Annotated in this window: 21 protein-coding genes and 1 other RNA gene; 5 read left to right on the forward strand and 17 right to left on the reverse strand. The window is 61.1% G+C overall.

Annotated features, from left to right (window positions below; all coding sequences use genetic code 11):
- Positions 1-7: 7 nt before the first annotated feature.
- Entirely contained in the window at positions 8-361 is a 354-nt protein-coding gene (locus ACJ8J4_RS21690) for a YraN family protein (RefSeq protein WP_015379164.1), read from the reverse strand.
- Positions 358-2,397, reverse strand: a complete 2,040-nt coding sequence (locus tag ACJ8J4_RS21695; protein WP_043141990.1) for a penicillin-binding protein activator — start codon at positions 2,395-2,397, stop codon at positions 358-360. Before ACJ8J4_RS21695 ends, ACJ8J4_RS21690 begins: the two co-directional genes overlap by 4 nt.
- Before the next feature lie 62 nt (positions 2,398-2,459).
- Here ACJ8J4_RS21695 and rsmI point away from each other — a divergent pair, with 62 nt between their 5' ends.
- Both rsmI and rnpB read left to right on the forward strand, forming a co-directional pair.
- On the forward strand, positions 2,460-3,323 hold the full coding sequence (rsmI, locus tag ACJ8J4_RS21700; protein WP_264383752.1) for a 16S rRNA (cytidine(1402)-2'-O)-methyltransferase: 864 nt from the start codon (positions 2,460-2,462) through the stop codon (positions 3,321-3,323).
- A gap of 41 nt (positions 3,324-3,364) precedes the next feature.
- Positions 3,365-3,742: RNase P RNA component class A (rnpB, locus tag ACJ8J4_RS21705), an RNA gene on the forward strand.
- 58 nt (positions 3,743-3,800) lie between these two features.
- Here rnpB and ACJ8J4_RS21710 read toward each other — a convergent pair.
- Positions 3,801-4,502, reverse strand: coding sequence for a pirin family protein (locus ACJ8J4_RS21710; RefSeq protein WP_049204376.1), 702 nt, complete (start codon positions 4,500-4,502; stop codon positions 3,801-3,803).
- A 107-nt stretch (positions 4,503-4,609) separates the two neighbouring features.
- On the opposite strand from ACJ8J4_RS21710, the gene ACJ8J4_RS21715 reads away from it, so the two are divergent.
- Entirely contained in the window at positions 4,610-5,506 is an 897-nt protein-coding gene (locus tag ACJ8J4_RS21715; protein ID WP_025304355.1) for a LysR family transcriptional regulator, read from the forward strand.
- Positions 5,507-5,556: 50 nt separating this feature from the next.
- On the opposite strand, the gene ACJ8J4_RS21720 is transcribed toward ACJ8J4_RS21715, so the two are convergent.
- The 11 genes from ACJ8J4_RS21720 to ACJ8J4_RS21770 all read right to left on the reverse strand — a co-directional run bounded on the left by ACJ8J4_RS21720 (position 5,557) and on the right by ACJ8J4_RS21770 (position 13,092).
- Positions 5,557-6,543: a glutathione S-transferase family protein gene (locus tag ACJ8J4_RS21720; protein WP_049208330.1), complete on the reverse strand. Its 987-nt coding sequence runs from the start codon at positions 6,541-6,543 to the stop codon at positions 5,557-5,559.
- A 71-nt stretch (positions 6,544-6,614) separates the two neighbouring features.
- Positions 6,615-7,010 carry a DoxX family protein gene (locus ACJ8J4_RS21725; RefSeq protein ID WP_004937119.1) on the reverse strand — a complete coding sequence of 132 codons (396 nt, stop codon included), beginning with the start codon at positions 7,008-7,010 and terminating at the stop codon, positions 6,615-6,617.
- A gap of 295 nt (positions 7,011-7,305) precedes the next feature.
- Complete coding sequence (locus ACJ8J4_RS21730) at positions 7,306-7,593, reverse strand: YqjK-like family protein (protein WP_004937121.1); 288 nt, start codon at positions 7,591-7,593, stop codon at positions 7,306-7,308.
- The gene (locus ACJ8J4_RS21735; RefSeq protein WP_015379160.1) at positions 7,590-7,991 is read right to left on the reverse strand and encodes a phage holin family protein; all 402 of its coding nucleotides are present in this window, start codon (positions 7,989-7,991) and stop codon (positions 7,590-7,592) included. Before ACJ8J4_RS21735 ends, ACJ8J4_RS21730 begins: the two co-directional genes overlap by 4 nt.
- 2 nt (positions 7,992-7,993) lie before the next feature.
- Entirely contained in the window at positions 7,994-8,299 is a 306-nt protein-coding gene (locus tag ACJ8J4_RS21740; RefSeq protein ID WP_004937125.1) for a DUF883 family protein, read from the reverse strand.
- A 164-nt stretch (positions 8,300-8,463) separates the two neighbouring features.
- Positions 8,464-8,835, reverse strand: a complete 372-nt coding sequence (locus ACJ8J4_RS21745) for a DUF1090 domain-containing protein (RefSeq protein WP_025304353.1) — start codon at positions 8,833-8,835, stop codon at positions 8,464-8,466.
- 242 nt (positions 8,836-9,077) lie between these two features.
- Positions 9,078-9,452, reverse strand: coding sequence for an EnvZ/OmpR regulon moderator MzrA (gene mzrA / locus ACJ8J4_RS21750; protein ID WP_004937130.1), 375 nt, complete (start codon positions 9,450-9,452; stop codon positions 9,078-9,080).
- A complete protein-coding gene (locus ACJ8J4_RS21755; RefSeq protein ID WP_025304352.1) occupies positions 9,449-10,129 on the reverse strand; it encodes a DedA family protein in 681 nt (226 codons plus the stop codon). The genes mzrA and ACJ8J4_RS21755 overlap by 4 nt, the downstream gene beginning before the upstream one ends.
- A 136-nt stretch (positions 10,130-10,265) precedes the next feature.
- The gene (locus ACJ8J4_RS21760; RefSeq protein WP_025304351.1) at positions 10,266-10,712 is read right to left on the reverse strand and encodes a hypothetical protein; all 447 of its coding nucleotides are present in this window, start codon (positions 10,710-10,712) and stop codon (positions 10,266-10,268) included.
- A 186-nt stretch (positions 10,713-10,898) separates the two neighbouring features.
- A complete protein-coding gene (exuR, locus tag ACJ8J4_RS21765; protein ID WP_025304350.1) occupies positions 10,899-11,675 on the reverse strand; it encodes a transcriptional regulator ExuR in 777 nt (258 codons plus the stop codon).
- A 118-nt stretch (positions 11,676-11,793) separates the two neighbouring features.
- The gene (locus tag ACJ8J4_RS21770) at positions 11,794-13,092 is read right to left on the reverse strand and encodes an MFS transporter (RefSeq protein WP_264383751.1); all 1,299 of its coding nucleotides are present in this window, start codon (positions 13,090-13,092) and stop codon (positions 11,794-11,796) included.
- A 284-nt stretch (positions 13,093-13,376) separates the two neighbouring features.
- Here ACJ8J4_RS21770 and uxaC point away from each other — a divergent pair, with 284 nt between their 5' ends.
- Together uxaC and ACJ8J4_RS21780 are read left to right on the forward strand one after the other, a co-directional pair.
- Complete coding sequence (gene uxaC, locus ACJ8J4_RS21775; RefSeq protein ID WP_089181367.1) at positions 13,377-14,789, forward strand: glucuronate isomerase; 1,413 nt, start codon at positions 13,377-13,379, stop codon at positions 14,787-14,789.
- A gap of 20 nt (positions 14,790-14,809) precedes the next feature.
- Positions 14,810-16,297 (forward strand): UxaA family hydrolase, encoded by a 1,488-nt coding sequence (locus ACJ8J4_RS21780; RefSeq protein WP_025304347.1) that lies wholly within the window; start codon positions 14,810-14,812, stop codon positions 16,295-16,297.
- A 52-nt stretch (positions 16,298-16,349) separates the two neighbouring features.
- On the opposite strand, the gene sstT is transcribed toward ACJ8J4_RS21780, so the two are convergent.
- The 3 genes from sstT to ACJ8J4_RS21795 all read right to left on the reverse strand — a co-directional run bounded on the left by sstT (position 16,350) and on the right by ACJ8J4_RS21795 (position 19,800).
- The gene (gene sstT / locus ACJ8J4_RS21785) at positions 16,350-17,585 is read right to left on the reverse strand and encodes a serine/threonine transporter SstT (protein WP_025304346.1); all 1,236 of its coding nucleotides are present in this window, start codon (positions 17,583-17,585) and stop codon (positions 16,350-16,352) included.
- 262 nt (positions 17,586-17,847) lie between these two features.
- The gene (locus tag ACJ8J4_RS21790) at positions 17,848-18,816 is read right to left on the reverse strand and encodes a TerC family protein (protein WP_025304345.1); all 969 of its coding nucleotides are present in this window, start codon (positions 18,814-18,816) and stop codon (positions 17,848-17,850) included.
- Between the two features lie 252 nt (positions 18,817-19,068).
- Positions 19,069-19,800, reverse strand: a complete 732-nt coding sequence (locus tag ACJ8J4_RS21795) for a glutamine amidotransferase (RefSeq protein WP_060434620.1) — start codon at positions 19,798-19,800, stop codon at positions 19,069-19,071.
- Position 19,801: the final 1 nt, after the last annotated feature.

Below are 19,801 nucleotides of genomic sequence, written 5' to 3' on the forward strand. Positions count from 1 at the left end.
ACCCCAATTAATCCGCATTGAAGGCGTTGGGTATCCATTCTAACTGGCTACCGGTAATGGCCAAAACATCAAAACGGCAAGATGATGTGTCAAAACTGGCTCCGCGCCCCGCCAGCCAGACGGCGGCGGCGTGCAGCAACCGCTGTTGTTTGCGAAAGGTGACGCTGGCGGCCGCGCCGCCGAAGGCGTCGTTGCGGCGGTAGCGCACTTCGACGAATACCCAGGTAGTGCCGTCGCGCATGATGAGGTCGAGCTCACCGCCGCGCACCGCGACGTTGGCGGCGCAGAAGGTGAGCCCGGCGTGTTCCAGGTGACGGCGGGCCAGTAACTCGTAGCCCGCCCCGGAGGCGCGTGGGTTCAAGAGACCGGAACGACCGTACCCTGACGGTATTGCAGCCAAGGCAGCTTGCGGTTGATCACGCAGTTCGGCGATGCGCTCAGCGTACCGGTGGTGCCGGAAACCTGGAAACCCGGCAGCTGGCGCATTTCAGCAAAGTGGTTGGCCAATGTCCAGGCATCCATCCCCATTGCATACAGGCGCACCAGCGAGTAATCGTTGCGGAAGCGCGCGCTGGCCTGCTGCAGCAGCTGAGGGTTTGAGCCGGCCAGCAGCGGGATATCGCTGAACTGCAGGCCTTCCATTTCCAGACGGAAGTCCGGGCCGGCGCCGGCCTGGTAGCTGCGCGAGCTGGCGTACATCGCCGGTTTGCCGCGCGAGCTGGTGGCCATGTCGATCATCGGTTTGATCAGCGTCAGTTGGGACTGGGTAGCGACGATATACACCGCGTCGACGCTGCCGCCGGTGGCGGCGGGCACGTCGCTCGGCGGCGCAGGAATGGTCAGCCCGGCGATGGTGACGCTCTGCGGCGCCGGGGCGCTCGACATCGGCGTGCCGGTCATGCGGATGCCGCCGCTGTTCACCATCTGGCGCAGCTCGCCGGCAGAGCCGATGTCCTGACGCAGCACGGTTTGCCCGCCTTGCTTCTGCCATTCCTGGTTAAAGGCCTTGGCGACGCGATCGCCGAAGGCGCCGCGCGGCACCAGCAGCAGCGGTTGACGCTTCTGCTGTTCCCAGATGTGGCGGGCGGCGTCGCGCGCTTCATCTTCCGGCGACAGGGCGAAGTAACAGATGTTCAGGTTGTCCTTCGGCGTTTCCGGCTGGTTGAGCGCCAGCACGTTCAGCGTGGTGGTGCTGGCGGACAGCTGATCGACGTTCTCTTTGAGCAGCGGCCCGACCACCAGAGTAGCGCCATCCTGCTGCGCCTGGCTCAGCAAGGCGGCCAGCGGCTGGCTGGTGGTGTCGTACACTTTGACCTGCGCATTAGCGGCCTGCAGCGGCGTTATCGGCGCGCTGGACGGTGCAGCGGGTTGCGCGGCGGTCACGGCCGGCTGGCTCTCTTGCGCCGAAGGGCTGACGGCGCCGTTGGCGTTGATGTCACCCGCTGCGGCCTGATCGGCCGGCGCCGTTTGGGCCGGTGCGCTGGCAGGTTGCGCGGCTTGAGGTTGCGGCGCCGGCATGGAACCGCCGTTTTTCGCCGCTTCGAAGCCTTGCTGGATGGCGTCGGCGAACACTTTCGCCTGGCCGTTCAACGGCAGCAGCAGGGCGATTTTCGAGGTGGAGGCCTGAGTGAAGTTCAGCACCTGGTTCAGGCGAGCCGGCAGCGTTTTGGCTGCCGGGTTCTTCGGATAACGGTTCTGCCAATCTTTGATGCCGGCCTTCAGCAGATCGGGATCCTGCTTGTTGTCCTGATAGACGCGCAGCAGATCCAGCCAGCCTTGCAGCACGTTCTCGTCGGCGTTGATCACCAGGCTGTTCATCTCCTGCGGCGTCAGCTGCAGCAGGGCCTGCCAGGTTTGATCCAGATTGTCCTGGTGCGGTTTGCCGGTCAGCAACGGCTCCTGAGCGATATAGGCGCGGATCAATGGCAGCGACGCTTTGCCTTGATTGGCGGCGATCTGCGCCTGGTAGTAGCGCACCTTCTGATTCGGCGACAGCGCACCGCTGTCCAGGTGGCCCAGCGTGCTGCGGGCGCTGACGTAGCTCTTGTTGGCGATCTGCAGTTCGGCGGTCAGCAACTGGCGCTCAGTCTGCTGTGCGCCGCTGAGGTTTTTCGGCAGCTGATTCAACTGGTCGCCGGCCTGCGGCAGTTTTCCTTCGCGCAGCAAGGCGCGAATAGCAAGTAATTGCCAGTCAGCCTTGTTATCATCGCTGCTTTGCTGCAACTGCTGCAGGTAGTAATCGGAGCTGGCGCTCGCTTCGTCCTGTATATTGGCGGGCGGCGTTTGCGGGGCCCGACTTGGACAGCCTGCCAGGAAAAGGGCGGCCGCGATGACTGCGGTAAGTCGGACAGGCTTGGAACGCCCTGCTTTGGTACGAACGAATGTTGAGGAAAGCATACTGTATCCAGTGATGTTTTTTTCAAGATGCTCAATATTAAATCGGCAACCCGGATGAAACAATGAATCAACACCAACAATCAGTCATTTCTGCATCAACGCTGTATGTGGTGCCCACCCCCATCGGCAATCTGGGCGATATCACTCACCGTGCGTTAGATGTACTGAAAAGCGTTGATCTGATCGCGGCGGAAGACACGCGCCATACCGGATTGCTGCTGCAACACTTCGCGATCAACGCGCGTCTGTTCGCGCTGCATGACCACAACGAACAGCAAAAGGCCGATCAGCTGCTGGCGAAACTGCAGGAAGGCCAGAGCATCGCGCTGGTGTCCGACGCCGGCACGCCGCTGATCAACGATCCCGGTTATCACCTGGTGCGCCGCTGCCGCGAGGCCGGCATTCGCGTGGTGCCGCTGCCGGGCGCCTGCGCCGCCACCACCGCGCTGTGCGCTGCGGGTGTCGCTTCCGACCGCTTCTGCTACGAAGGCTTCCTGCCGGCGAAAACCAAGGGGCGCAAGGATACGCTGATGGCGCTGGCGGAGGAACCGCGCACGCTGATTTTCTACGAATCCACTCACCGTCTGCTGGAAAGTCTGCAGGACATGGTCACCGTTTGGGGCCCGCAGCGTTATGTCGTGCTGGCGCGCGAGCTGACCAAAACCTGGGAATCTATCCACGGCGCGCCGGTGGGCGAGCTGCTGGCGTGGGTGCAGGAAGATGAAGTGCGCCGCCGCGGTGAGATGGTGCTGATCGTCGAAGGCCACAAAGCGCAGGAGGATGCGTTGCCGCTCGAGGCGCTGCGCACGCTGGCGCTGCTGCAAAAAGAGCTGCCGTTGAAAAAGGCGGCGGCGCTGGCGGCGGAAATCCACGGCGTGAAGAAAAATGCGTTGTATAAGCACGCGCTGGAGCAACAACAGCCGTAAAGCGGTTGACCTGCCGCCGCCGCAACGCTACTATCCGCGCCGGAGTTGACCAGACAGTCGCCGCTTCATTGCCGTCCTCTTCGGGGAGACAGATGGAGGGGAGGAAAGTCCGGGCTCCATAGGGCAGGGTGCCAGGTAACGCCTGGGAGGCGCAAGCCTACGACTAGTGCAACAGAGAGCAAACCGCCGATGGCCCGCGCAAGCGGGATCAGGTAAGGGTGAAAGGGTGCGGTAAGAGCGCACCGCGCGGCTGGCAACAGTTCGTGGCACGGTAAACTCCACCCGGAGCAAGGCCAAATAGGGGTTCACATGGTACGGCCCGTACTGAACCCGGGTAGGCTGCTTGAGCCAGTGAGCGATTGCTGGCCTAGAGGAATGACTGTCCACGACAGAACCCGGCTTACCGGTCAACTCCCTCGACAAAAGAAAACCCCGCGCAACTGGCGTTGCGCGGGGTTTTTCGTTTTCCGGCCGGCCTTACACCGGCAGGTCAATCAACAGCGCGCGCAGCGGCGTCTCGGCGCGGATCGTCAGGCGGTTCTCCTCGCGCACGAAGGCACCGTCGCCGCAGGTCAGGCGCTGTTCCTCGTGGCGCTCGCCGGTGGCGGCGATGGTACCGTGTATCGACTGCAGATAAGCGCGCGGCCCATTAATCGTCAGCGTGTGTTCTTCGCCCGGCTGCAGATCGAGATGATGGATCCAGACCTGCTGGCGCAGCTGCAGGCTGCCCTGCGCGCCGTCAGGCGAGGCCAGCAGCAGGTTGCCTGCCGCCGGCAGCGTCAAACGCTGCACCCGCTCGTTGTTGCGTTCCGGGCAGGCATCCAGCCACAGCTGCAGACGAGTCAGTGGCGTATCGCTGCTGACGTTCTGTTCGCTGTAGCTCAGGCTTGGCTGGGTGGCCAACAGCAGCGCTTCGCCGGCTTTGGCGCGTGCGGTGTTGCCGTCGCTGTCGCGGTATTCCGCCTCGCCCTGCAGGATCAGGTTCAGGATATCGACGCTGGGATAGGTGCGCGGCTGGAACGACGCGCCCGGCGCCAGCACCTCCTGATTCAGCACGCGCAGCGACGCGTAGCCCATCAGTTTGGGATCGAAGTAATGACCAAAGGAAAAGGTGTAGCGAGCCTGCAGCCAACCAAAGTCAGCTTGCCCGCATTGTTGTGCTGTTCTGCATGTAATCATGGCAATCGGCTCTCTAAATTCATTATCCAAATGGTAAGCATCTGGACGTCGGATTGTTAGCCAGTTAATCTGGTCGGCATATTCAAATTTCCTGACAGAGGGATGCGATGGCCAGAGATCGGGCGCTCACGCTTGAGGCACTAAGGGTGATGGATGCAATCGACCGGCGCGGCAGTTTCGCCGCGGCCGCCGACGAATTGGGCCGGGTGCCGTCGGCACTCAGCTACACCATGCAAAAATTGGAAGAAGAATTGGACGTGGTGCTGTTCGACCGTTCGGGCCACCGCACCAAGTTCACCAACGTGGGGCGCATGTTGCTGGAACGCGGGCGGGTGCTGCTGGAAGCGGCCGACAAGCTGACCACCGACGCCGAGGCGCTGGCGCGCGGTTGGGAAACTCACCTGACCATCGTCAGCGAAGCGCTGTCGCCGCCGAGCCTGCTGTTCCCGCTGGTGGACAAGCTGGCGCTGAAGGCCAACACCCAGGTGTCGATTTTCACCGAGGTGCTGGCGGGCGCCTGGGAGCGGCTGGAGCAGGGGCGCGCCGACATCGTGATCGCGCCGGACATGCATTTTCGCGCGTCGTCGGAGATCAACACCCGCAAACTGTATAAGGTGATGAGCGTTTATGTCGCCGCGCCGGATCATCCTATCCACCTGGAGCCGGAGCCGCTTTCCGAAGTGACCCGCGTGAAATACCGCGGCATCGCGGTGGCGGATACCGCTCGTGAGCGCCCGGTGTTGACCGTACAGCTGCTGGACAAGCAACAGCGTCTGACGGTGAGCACCATTGAAGATAAACGTCTGGCGCTGCTGGCCGGGTTGGGGGTGGCGACCATGCCGTATCCGATGGTGGAGAAAGATATCGAGGCCGGGCGGCTGCGCGTGGTGGGGCCGGAATACAGCCGCGAAGCCGATATCATCATGGCCTGGCGGCGCGACAGCATGGGGGAGGCGAAAGCCTGGTTCCTGCGCGAAATTCCGCGCCTGTTCGCGCAGCGTTAAGTCGGTTGGATGACATCCCCTTGCCGGGCGGCAAGGGGATTTTTTTCGCCTTAACCGAAGCGCTGGTCGCGGCCGTGCGGCTCGTCCAGATCCTGCGCCGGCCCGATGGAAATGATGCCGTGCGGGTTGATGGTGGCGTGGCTGCGGTAGTAGTGGTTGCGAATGTGCGGCAGGCTGACCGTCTCGTCGATGCCCGGCATCTGGTAGATGTCGCGCAGGAAGCCGTACAGGTTGAGGTAGTCGCTGATGCGGTGTTTATCGCACTTGAAGTGGGTGACGTACACCGGATCGAAACGCACCAGCGTGGTCCACAGACGCAGGTCGGCTTCGGTCAGCCGATCGCCGGTCAGGTAGCGATGCTGCCCCAGGATCTGCTCCAGGCGCTCCAGCGCGTTGAATACCCCGTTGACCGCTTCGTCATAGGCTTCCTGGCTGGTGGCAAAACCGGCTTTGTACACGCCGTTGTTCACTTGATCGTAAATCCAACCGTTCAGCTCATCGATCTTGCCGCGCAGCGCGGTCGGGTAGTAGTCGCCTGCCCGAGCGCCGACGCCGTCAAATGCGCTGTTGAACATGCGGATGATGTCGGCGGATTCGTTGCTGACGATGGTTTGCCGCTGTTTATCCCACAGCACCGGCACGGTCACGCGCCCGCTGTAGTGCGGATCGGCCCGCAGGTAGATCTGGTACAGGAAGTCGGCGTGATACAGCGGATCGCCGGTGGTTTCCGGAAAATCCTGGCCGAAGGTCCAGCCGTTTTCCAGCATCAGCGGGTGCACCACCGAGACCGGAATGATCTGCTCCAGCCCTTTCAGTTTGCGCATCAGCAGCGTGCGATGCGCCCAAGGGCAGGCGAGAGAAACATAAAGGTGATAACGGCCCGCTTCGGCCTGGAAGCCGCCCACGCCGTGTTCGCCCGGCTGACCGTCGGCGGTCACCCAATTGCGAAACTGAGCGGTTGAACGTTTGAAACGGCCGCCGGTAGATTTGGTGTCATACCAGATGTCTTGCCAAACGCCATCGACGAGTTGTCCCATGGGAATCTCCTTGGTGTCCGAGTTAAAAAACGACAGAGCCCGGCATGCCGGGCCCTGAATGACAGTTTAGATTACCATTTCTTGTTCAGAAGACGGTCGATGCTGAAGCCGCCCGGGCCTGCGACCGCCAACACGATGAAGCCGCCGGCGATGGTCAGGTTTTTCATGAACATCAGCTGGTTTACGCCTTCCGCAAAGTCAGTGTGGAACAGCAGCGCGGTCAGGATGGTGAAACCGGCAGTGAACAGCGCCACGGTGCGGGTCAGGAAACCGAACAGGATCGCCAGACCGCCGCCAAATTCCAGCAGGATGGTCAGCGGCAGCAAGAAGCCAGGCACGCCCATCGATTGCATGTACTGTTGGGTACCGGCATATGCGTCACCCATTTTGCCGTAGCCTGCCACGATAAACAGGATTGGCATCAGAATACGAGCAACCAACAAACCTGTATCTTCTAATTTTTTCATCATCTACTCCAAAGTGTTTTTGTGCGCCTGTTCGGCGGTAGTCATATCAACGGGCGGCGTAGCGGGTCTCTGACCCTGTCCGCTCCGTATCGTATTGATGGAGTGAATGTTAAGCGGGAAGTGCTCAGGTTGTTAGCAAGTAAAACTGTCGTAATTTTTCAAAAAATCTGAATCTTTAGCGTGCTAATAAAATGCCGCCGATCAGCAGGTTGCCCGGCCCCGGGGTTGGACGCGTTGTATCAAGGGAGAAAATGCGGGCAGAGCAACAGGAGGTTTGAAGGAAAGACTAAGCGGCTTACTTGGCGGAAAACGTCTTTTTAAACAGACGGATAGCGCTCCATGCGCCGAAAGCGCGACGCGACCAGCGGATCATCTTGCTGGGATGGCGGATGCCGTACAGCGCCATGACGCTGGAACCGAGCACCAGATAGCGGCGCAGGCCAAACACCGTTTGCCAGCCGCGGTCGATGCGTTCGGTCTTTTCCAGCCACAGAGACTTGTGTTCGGCCAGATCCAGACGCTGTTGCTGGATCTGCCGAATCAGCCTCTCTTTTTTCCATTCCAGATAGCGGCGGCGGCTCATGGCTCGCGCTCCAGTTCGGCGCGGTCGAGTTCCAGCTGTTTGCGCGTGGCACCGAGCAGCGTGGTGCGACGGGCCTTGACCAGCGTCCAGATGGTGCCGACCACGGCGAGGAACAGCAGCACGCCGGTTGTCGCGCCCAGCGCCACCAGCCGGTAGACCGGATCGATGGCCCAGAAGATCAGGATCAGCAGGCTCATCAAACCGAAGGCGGTGAACAGCAGCGTCATGCCGGCCATGATCAGCAGCTGAATGAGGTTGGCTTTCTCCTCTTCCAGCTCGACCACTGCCAGCCGGACGCGGGTTTCCACCATGCCGACCAGGATCGTGATGATGCGCTGACCGATATCCAGGACCCCTTTAGCGGGGCCCTGCGCGCGCACTTGCGGTTGTTCAGCCATGATTAACGACGCGCGAGCAGCACGCCCAACACGACGCCGACCGCCGCGCCGATACCGATGCCGGTCCACGGGTTGTCGCGCACGTAGTCGTCGGCCTGGCCGGCGATCTGCTTGGTTTGCGAAGCCAGCTTGTCACCGGCGTCGCTCAGGCGAGCGCGGGTCTCTTTCAGCGCGCCTTCCGCTTTCGAGCGCAGCTTCTCCAGCTCGGCTTTCGGCTTGTCGGTGGAGGAGTTCAGCACTTCCTCCAGCGTATCGGCTAAGGACTTCAGTTCAGCGCGTAAGTTTTCTGCATTTGAATCATGTGCCATGTGATTATTCCTTAACGTTTATTTCGACAGACTTTTAACATAGCGGATTTTTTCGCCGGAGCAAAGGGGTGATGGCCAGCAGATAACACCAGACATCAATTTCATATGCTTAAGAAATCCCGTGTGATGGGGCTCTCATCGATAAATCCGCTGGTGTGAAAAAATTATTCCGCCTGGGCGCGTTTCAACTCAGCCTGCGCTTCCGCCAGCTTTTGCTGCTTCTTGGCGACCTTGTCCAGCTTGCCGGTTTGCTGCGTTTCTTTCAGTTCCTGCCGGCGCTCGTCGACCTTGCGCTGTTTCTCTGCGATGTTTTTTTGGCGTTCGGCCTGCAGGCCGGCTTCGGTGCAGTGAGTCTGCACTTCGCTCAGCGCTTTTTTTAGCCCGTCCACGCGGTGGGTGTTACCGTGCTGGGTGGCGTAGTCGATTTGCTGTTGGATGTTTTGCGCTTTGGCGGCACAACCGCCCTCAGCGGCCGCAGCGAGGGCCGGCAGCGTGCAGAGAGGCAACAGCAGTAACAGGGAGTGGCGTAATTTCATCTTTCAGTTCCTTTTCATGGGGTACCTGAACAGGCACCCGCTTTCCTGGCTGCCGAAGGTGGCAGCGCGAGAGGAGGGCGTTCATTGCCGGCTGAAGTTATCCTTCAGCATAGTCATGAAACCGGCGTGCCCCCAAAGAATCAGCCGTGACTCAGTGCTGACTGATTAATTCTTGAGCTAATCGGTGCGAATGAAAATGAAGATAATGGCAGTGAAAGGAAACCCCTTCATCTGAAGGGGGATTATCCCAGATTGAGTGGGGAACGCGCAAATTCGCGCACCCAATGCGATGGCACGGGGGATTCGCTCAACGCGATGTGGTAACCGGGCGGCAGGATGGTTTGCAGCGCTTCGCGCGCCAGCAACTGCTGCTCCGGCGAATCCAAACGGATGACCAGGCCATCACCTTCCGGCGTGATGCTTTTGATGCGGATGCCGCGCTCATCCAGGCGCTGGTAGACGTAAAAGCCGTCGGGCAGCGACAGCCCTTGCTGGCTGGCGCGAATGCGCAGCTCGCTCTCGGTGCGCACCATACAGGGCACCAGCAGCGTCGCCAACGCCAGTAGGGCGAGCGCGATCATCAAGACGTATTGCCAGCGCGGGCGCTTTGCTGTCACGCCCCTTTCCCCGGGTTCTGGCCGCTGGCGCGTTTCTTGCGCCACAGCACGATCAGCGAGCCGACCAGCCCAACCACCAGCAACACCAGCGGCAACATCATCAGGCAGAACATCAGCTGATCTTCATACTTGCGGAACACCGGGGTTTTCCCGAGGGCGAAGCCCAGCGTCGTCAGGATCAAGACCCACAGCAGGCCGCTCATCCAGTTGAAGAACTGGAAGCGCGCGTTGTTCAGGCCGGACAGGCCAGCGATGGTTGGTAGCAGGGTGCGCACGAAGGCCAGGAAGCGGCCGACCAGCAGGGCGGAAAGGCCGTGGCGGTGGAACAGGTTATGCGCACGCTGATGGTAGTGAGCCGGCAGATGCGAAAGCCAGCCTTGCACCGTTCGCGTATTGCCGAGCCACCGGCCCTGTATATAGCTGACCCAGCAGCCCAGGCTGGCGGCGACGGTCAGGATAACGATGGTCAATGGGAAGCCCATGGTGCCTTTGGCGATCAGCACGCCGACCAGGATCAGCAGGCTGTCGCCCGGCAGGAAAGCGGCCGGCAGCAGCCCGTTTTCCAAAAACAGGATCATGAACAGCAGGATGTAGAGGGTCCACACCAGCGAAGGGTTCGCCAGCGTCTCAAAATCCTGCTGCCATAAGGCATGTATCAGTTCTTTAATGATATCCATCCGGTGTTCCTAAAACGTCATTGTTTATTTTTATCTCAGCGGTGGAACGGGCGTGGGCTGAAAACGCGCGGCGATCCTGAATGCTGATAACGATGAAACGGCGTTGCTTTAAGGTTTCTAAGCGGTGCGACACCGGTCATAGGTGGTAAGTCAGCGTGCCACGGTACTGCATGTTACTTTCTTTCCAGCCGGCCTGCCGACTCTGTTGCCTGGAGGCGTCCAGCATCCCGTCGACCTGGGCAAGCCGGTTGGGAGCCGGCGTGTCCTGGCGGGGGAAGCGAATTCGGTAGCCCGGCTCTGCGGCCAGGGTATAGACCGGCACCGGCAGGGAGGAGGCGAGCAGCGAGCCGGAGAAAGAGTGCGCTCTGGGCAGCAGCAGCGGCAACTTGCCGGGGGCTTTGCGGCGCGCTTCGGCCGGCGCCCGATACACCTGATCATAGGGGGAAAGCGCCGGCTCCGCCAACAGCGGCAGGCTGCTCAGCGCGCTGGGGGTGGGCTTGGGTGACGCCACGCATAGCTGTGGGCCGGAGACCGAACCGGTCCAGCAGAAAACAGCAATCAGCATGGCAAACAACCAGCGCATTTATTCGCGTCCCGCCCCCGCAGCAATGGGTAAAAAAGTGGGCTAACTCTACCAAAATAGCACGATTGGCAACAGGGAAATCTACGTTGCCGACGGTGAAATAGTACACGGCAAACGGCGGTTCCGGCATCGATTCAGCGGATTTTACATTACCTGACATAAGCCGACGGTTTTTGACCGCCGTGGCTATTTCGGCTCGTGGCCCACGCCATCCAGATGCACCACCGGATTCTCGGCGAACAGGTAGCGATCGGCGTTGTATTCGAAGTCGTCGCTGGTGGCGTTGAACAGCATCTGCTTGGTGTTTTCCAGGTGCTGCCACATCGCCAGTTTGGCGGCGTAAGGATCTTTGCGCATCAGCGCCTTGAGGATCTGATCGTGATCGTCGCACCAGCTGGCGATCGAACGTTCGTCGATATGCTCGTGCAGTTTCTTCCAGTAAGGGTTGTTGACCCGCTGCACCCACATTTTTTCCACGATGGTGGCCATGGCGGTGTTCTGGGTGGCCAGCGCCACCTGCACGTGGAACTTCAGATCCCACTGCGAGTCGCGGAAACGATCCTCTTTGCGGGCATGCTCCTGGATCTCCATCAGTTGCACGATATCCTGCTTGGTCACCTGGGTGGCGGCAAATTCGGCGATGTTGCTTTCTATCAGTTGGCGCGCCTGCAGCAGCTCAAACGGGCCGGCGGTGGCGAACTCGATGCTGTCGCCCGGCACCACCAGGTGTTTTTGCTGGTTGGACACCACGTGGATCCCGGATCCCTTGCGCACGTCCACATAGCCTTCGACTTCCAGCATGATGATCGCCTCGCGCACCACGGTGCGGCTGACATTCATCTCTTCGGCGATGTATCGCTCGGCCGGCAGCTTGTCGCCTACCGGATAACGGCCGCTTTCGATGCGTTGCTTCAGCTCGGCGGCCAGTTGCTGATACAGGCGTCTGGTTTCAGTGAATTCCATAGTGAATGCTCTATACGGTGCGGTGGGAAGGGGCGCGTGGCCATCGGATTTGTTATACCACTTATTCGGCACCGCTGCCAGAGGAGCAAGGGGCCCGGCGCAGCGGCCGGGCGGGGGATCAGCTGCGCGCCGGGGTGGGCTGCAGCGCGGCGGGTTGCGGTTCGGTGGCCGGGCGGTTTTGCAACACCGTCCAGATGACGATGGCGCCGAGAATGTCGAAGACCGACAGCGCGGCGAACAGTGGGCTGAAGCCGAGGGTGTCCGCCAGGGCGCCGACCACCAGGGCGAACAGCGTGCTGGCGGTCCAGGCCGCCATGCCGGTCAGCCCGTTGGCGGTCGCCACCTCATTGCGGCCGAACACGTCGGAAGAGAGGGTGATCAACGCGCCGGACAGCGCCTGATGGGCGAAGCCCCCGACGCACAGCAGCGCGATAGCCGCGTAAGGGCTGGTGAACAGGCCGATCATGCCGGGGCCGATCATCAACACCGCCCCCATCGTCACCACCAGCTTGCGCGAGACGATCAGGTTGACCTTGAAATACTTCTGGAACAGCGGCGGCAGATAACCGCCGACGATGCAGCCGAGATCGGCGAACAGCATCGGCATCCAGGCGAACATGGCGATCTCTTTCAGATTAAAACCGTAGGCCTTGAACATGAACAGCGGGATCCAGGCGTTGAAGGTGCCCCACGCCGGTTCCGCCAGAAAGCGCGGCAGCGCGATGCCCCAGAACTGGCGGTTGCGCACGATCTGCCAGGCGGACATCTTTTTGGCGTTAGAGGTCTGGTGCTGCGCTTCCTGGCCTTCGAGGATGTAACGGCGTTCTTCCTGGCTCAGTTTCTTCTGATCTTTCGGGTGTTTGTAGAACAGCAGCCAGCAGATGGCCCAGATCAGGCTCAGCACGCCGGTGATGATGAACGCCATCTCCCAGCTGTGCGCGACGATGGCCCATACCACCAGCGGCGGGGCGATCATGCCGCCGATCGACGAGCCCACGTTGAAATAGCCGACGGCGATCGAACGCTCTTTGGCCGGGAACCATTCGCTGCTGGCCTTCAGCCCGGCGGGGATCATTGCCGCTTCCGCCATGCCGACCGCGCCGCGCGCCAACGCCAGCCCGCCCCAACTGTTGGCCAGTGCGGTGCCCATGCAGAACAGCGCCCACAAAATGGCGAACATGGCGTAGCCGACCTTGGTGCCCAGCACGTCCAGCACGTAGCCCGCCACCGGTTGCATCAAGGTGTAGCACGCGGAGTAGGCGGCGACGATATAGGAATACTGTTGGGTGGTGATGTGCAGCGTATCTTCCAGCGTCGGCGCCGCCACGGCAATGGCGTTGCGGGTCAGGTAACCCAGCACGGTGCCGATGGTCACCAGTCCGATCATGTACCAGCGTAACCCTTTAATTTTACGCATCCGAAGTGTCTCCCCGTTTGAAGGTGTGGCCGTCGATGCGGCTGGCGAGACAATAACCTGTCATACAGGTTTAAAAGTTGAGTGATATCACAAAAGGAATTATTCGCCTGAGCAATACTGTGGCCGGTGAAACAGGGCATTTTTGCCGGTAAATTGAGCGAAAAAGGGCGTAGAGAGAGGATGAACGGCAGACCTCGGGAAAAATCTGCTGGACGTTAGTGAAAATTGGTGTGATAACTTTTGTGATTCGAACCCCGTGCCGCACGGCAAGTAAGGAGCCCGAGATGGCGACGTTTTTGAGCGAAGATTTCCTGCTGGACAGCGAATTTGCCCGGCGCTTGTATCACGATTACGCGGCGCAGCAGCCGATTTTTGATTATCACTGTCATTTGCCGCCGCAGCAGATCGCGGAGAATACCCGCTTCAGCAACCTGTACGATATCTGGCTGCGGGGCGATCACTACAAATGGCGGGCGATGCGCACCAACGGCGTGGCGGAGCGGTTGTGCACCGGCGATGCGGGCGATCGCGAGAAATTCGACGCCTGGGCCGCCACGGTGCCGCACACCATCGGCAACCCGCTCTATCACTGGACGCATCTGGAGCTGCGCCGGCCGTTCGGCATCACGGATACGCTGTTGTCGCCGGCCACGGCGGATGAAATCTGGCAGCGCGGCAATGCGCTGCTGGCGCAGGATGAGTTTCGCGCACGTGGCATCATGCAGCAGATGAATGTGAAAATGGTCGGCACCACCGACGATCCGATCGACGATCTGCGCCATCATCGGGCGATCGCCGACGATCATAGCTTCGATATCAAGGTGCTGCCGAGCTGGCGGCCGGACAAAGCTTTCACTATCGATGCGTCCGGCTTCAACGACTATCTGCGGCAGCTGGAGGCGGCGGCGGACACCGCCATCGGCCGCTTCAGCGCGCTGTGCGACGCCCTGTACAAGCGCATGGATCACTTCGCCACTCACGGTTGCAAAGTGGCCGATCATGCGCTGGACGTGGTGGTGTTCGGCGAGGCCGATGAAGCGGCGCTGGATGCGATACTGCTGCGCCGCCTGAACGGCGAGCTGCCGACGCCGGAACAGAGCGCCCAGTTCAAAAGCGCTGTGCTGCTGTTTTTGGCTGGCGAATACCGGCGCCGAGGCTGGGTGCAGCAGTATCACATTGGCGCGCTGCGCAATAACAACAGCCGCATGTTGGCCGCCGTCGGGCCGGATATCGGCTTCGACTCGATCAACGACCGGCCGCTGGCGGAACCGCTGTCGCGGCTGCTGGATGCTCAGGCGCGGCAGGGCGGTCTGCCAAAAACCATTCTTTATTGCCTCAATCCGCGCGATAACGAAGTGATCGGCACCATGATCGGCAATTTTCAGGGGGAAGGTACGCCGGGCAAGATGCAGTTCGGCTCCGGTTGGTGGTTCAACGATCAGAAGGACGGCATGCAGCGCCAAATGACGCAGCTGGCCCAGCTCGGGTTGCTGAGCCGCTTCGTCGGCATGCTGACCGACAGTCGCAGCTTCCTGTCGTATACGCGGCATGAATACTTCCGCCGCATCCTTTGCCAGATGATCGGCCGCTGGGTGGCGGACGGCGAAGCGCCGGCGGATATCGCGCTGCTGGGCGAGATGGTGAAAAACATCTGCTTCGACAACGCCAAAAACTATTTCGCCATCGAACTGGCGTAGCCGTTATCCGGGACTGGTTTATGCAAAGTACGATAAAGATTCACGAGCAGGATAACGTGGCGGTGGCGCTGCGCGATCTGGCCGCCGGAGAAATGCTTGAGTTGGGCGGGGAGCGTATTCAGCTGGCGCAGCCGGTGGCGCGCGGGCACAAGTTTGCGCTCGGCCCGATCGCCGAGGGCGAAGACATCATCAAATACGGCCAGCCGATCGGCCATGCGCTCGCGGCCATTGCGCCTGGGGAGCACATTCATTCGCAAAACGCCAAAACCAACCTGAGCGATCTGGACAGCTACCGTTACCAGCCGCAGTTCCCGGCGTTGCCGCCGCAGGCGGCGGATCGCGAGGTGCAGCTGTACCGCCGGGCCGGCGGCGACGTGGGGATCCGCAACGAGCTGTGGATCGTGCCGACCGTCGGCTGCGTCAACGGCATCGCCCGCCAGATCCAGCAGCGCTTTTTGCAGCAAACGCAGGCGGAGGGGATCGACGGCGTGCATCTGTTCAGCCATCCGTTCGGCTGCTCGCAGCTGGGGCAGGATCATGCCAACACCCGCATCATGCTGCAGAACATGGCGCGCCATCCCAATGCCGGCGCGGTGCTGGTGATCGGGTTGGGGTGCGAGAACAATCAGGTAGATGCTTTTCGCGCCACGCTGGGGATGGCGGACGAGCGGCGGCTGCGCTTTATGGTGTGCCAACAACAGGACGACGAGGTGGAAGCCGGGCTGGCGCTGTTGCACGAGCTGTACCGGGAGATGCGCTACGATCGCCGCGAGCCGGGCCGCCTGAGCGAGTTGAAGTTCGGCCTGGAGTGCGGCGGTTCGGACGGATTGTCGGGTATCACCGCCAACCCGCTGCTGGGGCGGTTCTCCGACTATGTGATAGCCAACGGCGGCACCACGGTGCTGACCGAAGTGCCGGAGATGTTCGGTGCCGAGCGCATTCTGATGAGCCGCTGCCGCGATGGGGAGACCTTCGAAAAAACCGTCGATATGATCAACGATTTCAAACGCTATTTCATCGCCCATCAACAGCCAATTTACGAGAACCCATCGCCGGGCAACAAGGCTGGCGGCATTACCACGCTGGAAGAAAAATCGCTCGGCTGCACCCAAAAAGCGGGCCTGAGCCAGGTGGTGGACGTGCTGAAGTACGGTGAGCGGCTGCGCGTGCCGGGGCTGAATCTGCTCAGCGCGCCGGGCAACGATGCGGTGGCGACCAGCGCGCTGGCCGGTGCCGGCTGCCATATGGTGCTGTTCAGCACCGGGCGCGGCACGCCGTACGGCGGCTTTGTGCCGACGGTGAAGCTGGCGACCAACAGCGAGCTGGCGGCGAAGAAACCGCACTGGATCGATTTCGACGCCGGCGGCCTGGTTCACGGCGTGGCGATGGAGACGCTGCTCAGCCGCTTCATCGATCTGATTGTCGAGATCGCCAGCGGTCGCCCGGCGCGTAATGAAACCAACGATTTCCGCGAGCTGGCGATCTTTAAGAGCGGGGTGACGCTGTAAAGCTGACAAAAAAGGCGCTCGAGGGAGCGCCTTTTTATGAAGCAACGCGCGATTAACGCACCTTCAGCGGGTCCTCGTTCGCCAGCCGTTGATCTTCCGCCTGGCAGGCCGCGGCGGTGAACAGCACGTCGGTGGAGGAGTTGAGGGCGGTTTCCGCCGAATCCTGCAGCACGCCGATAATAAAGCCGACCGCCACCACCTGCATCGCCACGTCGTTCGGAATGCCGAACATGTTGCACGCCAGCGGGATCAGCAACAGCGAGCCGCCGGCCACGCCGGAGGCGCCACAGGCGCACAGGGCGGCCACCACGCTCAGCAGCAGAGCGGTCGGGACGTCCACCGCGATGCCCAGCGTGTTCACCGCCGCCAGCGTCAGCACGGTGATGGTGATCGCCGCGCCAGCCATGTTGATGGTGGCGCCCAGCGGGATGGAAACCGAGTAGGTGTCCTCATTCAGGTTCAGCTTCTTGCACAGCTCCATGTTCACCGGAATGTTGGCGGCTGAGCTGCGGGTGAAGAAGGCGGTCACGCCGCTCTCGCGCAGGCAGGCGAACACCAGCGGATACGGATTGCGGCGGATTTTCCAGTAAACGATCAGCGGGTTGAGTACCAGCGCCACCAGCAACATGCAGCCGAGCAGCACCATCAGCAACTGGGCGTAGCCCCACAGCACACCGAAGCCGGTTTCCGCCAGCGTGGAGGCCACCAGGCCGAAGATGCCAAGCGGCGCACAGCGGATCACCGCGCGCACCACCAGCGTAACCGCATGGGACATGTCGTTGATCAGCCCCTTAGTGGTTTCGGAAGCGTGGCGCAGCGCCAGCCCCAGCCCGACGGCCCACGCCAGAATACCGATGTAGTTGGCGTTAATCAGCGCATGGAACGGGTTGGCCACCACGCTCATCAACAGACCCTTCATCACCTCCACAATGCCGCCCGGCGGGGTAATGTCCGTCGCGCCGGTGGTCAGCGCCAGCGTAGAAGGGAAGATAAAGCTGACGACGACCGCGACCAGCGCGGCGGCAAAGGTGCCCAGCAGGTAGAGGAACAGGATCGGGCGAATGTTGGTCTTCTGCCCCTGTTTATGGTTGGCGATCGAGGCCATCACCAGAATCAGCACCAGCACCGGCGCCACCGCTTTCAGCGCGCCGACGAACAGGGAACCGAGCAGGCCGACGGCCGCAGCGGCCGCCGGCGAAACCAGCGCCACCAGAATGCCGGCCACCAGGCCGACCATGATTTGTTTGACCAGGCTACCCTGCGTGATCCTTTGTAATAGTTTTTGCATAGTGCTTTCTTCCTGATGTTATCTGGCCGCCACGGCGGGAACGACGTCGGGCAGCTTTATATGATTCTGTAACTAAGTGTGTTTGCCGAATTAGTATTCAGCAATCGAATGAGGTTGGAAAGAGGCGAGGGTGAAATTCTGAGCGCGGATCAACACTTGATAACATACTGGTTACATTTGTGTGATCGCAATAACGTTTGGCGTTTTGGGGGAATTGCCAAACAATCGCGGGGCGACTAGCGCCCCGGATAACAGATTATGGTTATTTCTTCGCCAGGCGATCGTTGCGGCGATTGACCCAGGCGTTGATCAGCAAAGTGAGCGTCAGGATGCCCGCCACCACGCCGAGCGAGATGCCGATCGGGATGTGGAAGAAGTCGATAATCAGCATCTTGATACCGATAAACACCAGGATCACCGACAGGCCGTATTTCAGCATCGAGAAACGTTCCGCCACGTTGGCCAGCAGGAAGTACATGGCGCGCAGGCCCATGATGGCGAACAGGTTAGAGGTCAGCACGATGAACGGGTCGGTGGTCACGGCGAAGATCGCCGGAATGCTGTCCACCGCGAAAATCACGTCGCTCAGTTCCACCAGGATCAGCACCAGCACCAGCGGGGTGGCGAACAGGATGCCGTTGCGGCGCACGAAGAAACGCTCGCCTTCCAGGCTGTCGGTCATGCGCAGGCGGCTGCGCAGCCATTTCACCAGCGGCTTGTCGCCGATCGCCGAATCATCTTCCTTCGCCAGCGCCATCTTGATACCGGTGAACAGCAGGAAAGCGCCGAACAGATATAGCAGCCACTGGAACTGGCTGACCAGCCAGCTGCCGGCGAAGATCATGATGGTGCGTAGCACGATCGCCCCCAGCACGCCGTAGATCAGCACCCGCCGTTGCAGGTTGGCCGGCACGGCGAAGTAGCTGAACAGCATCAGCCAGACGAACACGTTATCCACCGCCAGCGCTTTTTCGATCAGGTAGCCGGTCAGGAAGGCCAGCGCCTGGGTATCGGCGACGGCGCGCCCGGCGGTTTCATTCAGGTAGTACCAGAAACCGAAATTGAACAGCAGAGAGAGGCTGACCCACACCAGCGACCAGCTGGCGGCCTGCTTCAGGGTCATGGTGTGCGCGCCTTTACGGCCCTGCAACAGGAGATCGATTGCGAGCATCACGACTATGACGGCGGCGAAGCTGCCCCATAACCACGGTGTGCCAACGGAATTCATCATCAGAGGTATCCTTCAAAAACAAAAACGGCCAACGTCGGAAGACGCCAGCCGCTCTGTGAACGCTGCAAGCAAACCTCGCCTTCCGGCAAGGTCTCACTTACAACGTTGATGAAGGTGATTACACCTTTGACATCAGGTTGCCCGGTAACCGGATGCTTGCGCATCGTAATGACGATTGACCGGCAATGAAGTTACTCCCCTTTGCAGAGCAGAAAGTAATGCAAAATGTGTCGGCGGTCAACGTGAATCGCGTTAGCCGGCCATCGCTTTTTGCGCGCCGAGGCTGACGACGAATCCCTGCAGCAGCAGGCGGCTGAACGGCGTGTCGCTAACCTGTTGTTGTTGCTGCTGATAGCGGGCCTGCTGCTCGGGATGCAGCTCGCCGAGCCACTGCAGATACTGGCTCATCACCGCGCCGTTGAATTCCGGGTGGAACTGGGTGGTCAGGGCATGATCGCCATAGCGCAGGATCTGGTGCGCATCCTGCTGCGAACGCGCCAGCGTCTGCGCGCCGGCGGGCGGCGTCAGCACGCTCTGCGAGTGGATCAGGTTGGCTTTGAAGCGCGGCGGCAGCAGGGTGAGCCGCCGGTCTTCGGCCGCGGCGGGCAGCAGTTCGATCTCAAGCGTGCCGACCTCCATGCCCTGCGGGTGGTAACCCACTTCGCCGCCGAGCGCGTAGGCCAACAGCTGGTGGCCGTAGCAGACGCCGAACAGCGGCAGTTTGATCGCCATTGCCTGGCGCAGCCATTCGGCGGCCTCCTCGCTCCACGGCAGCCGTTCGGTCACCATCGCCGGCGAGCCGGTGATGACCACGCCGCAATAGGCGGCCGGCGGCAACGGCCGCTCGCCGGCGGGCAGATGCACGATGTGCGCGCGTTCGGCGTCGATGTTGCCCTGTTGCAGAAACATGCCTTCAAAGTTGGCCAATTCCTGACGAATGGCCTGCGGCGCGTCGCCGGTTTGCATCACGAGCAGCGGTTTCATC

This window comes from Serratia sp. CY47280, from assembly GCF_052168655.1.
GTDB lineage: Bacteria > Pseudomonadota > Gammaproteobacteria > Enterobacterales > Enterobacteriaceae > Serratia > Serratia bockelmannii.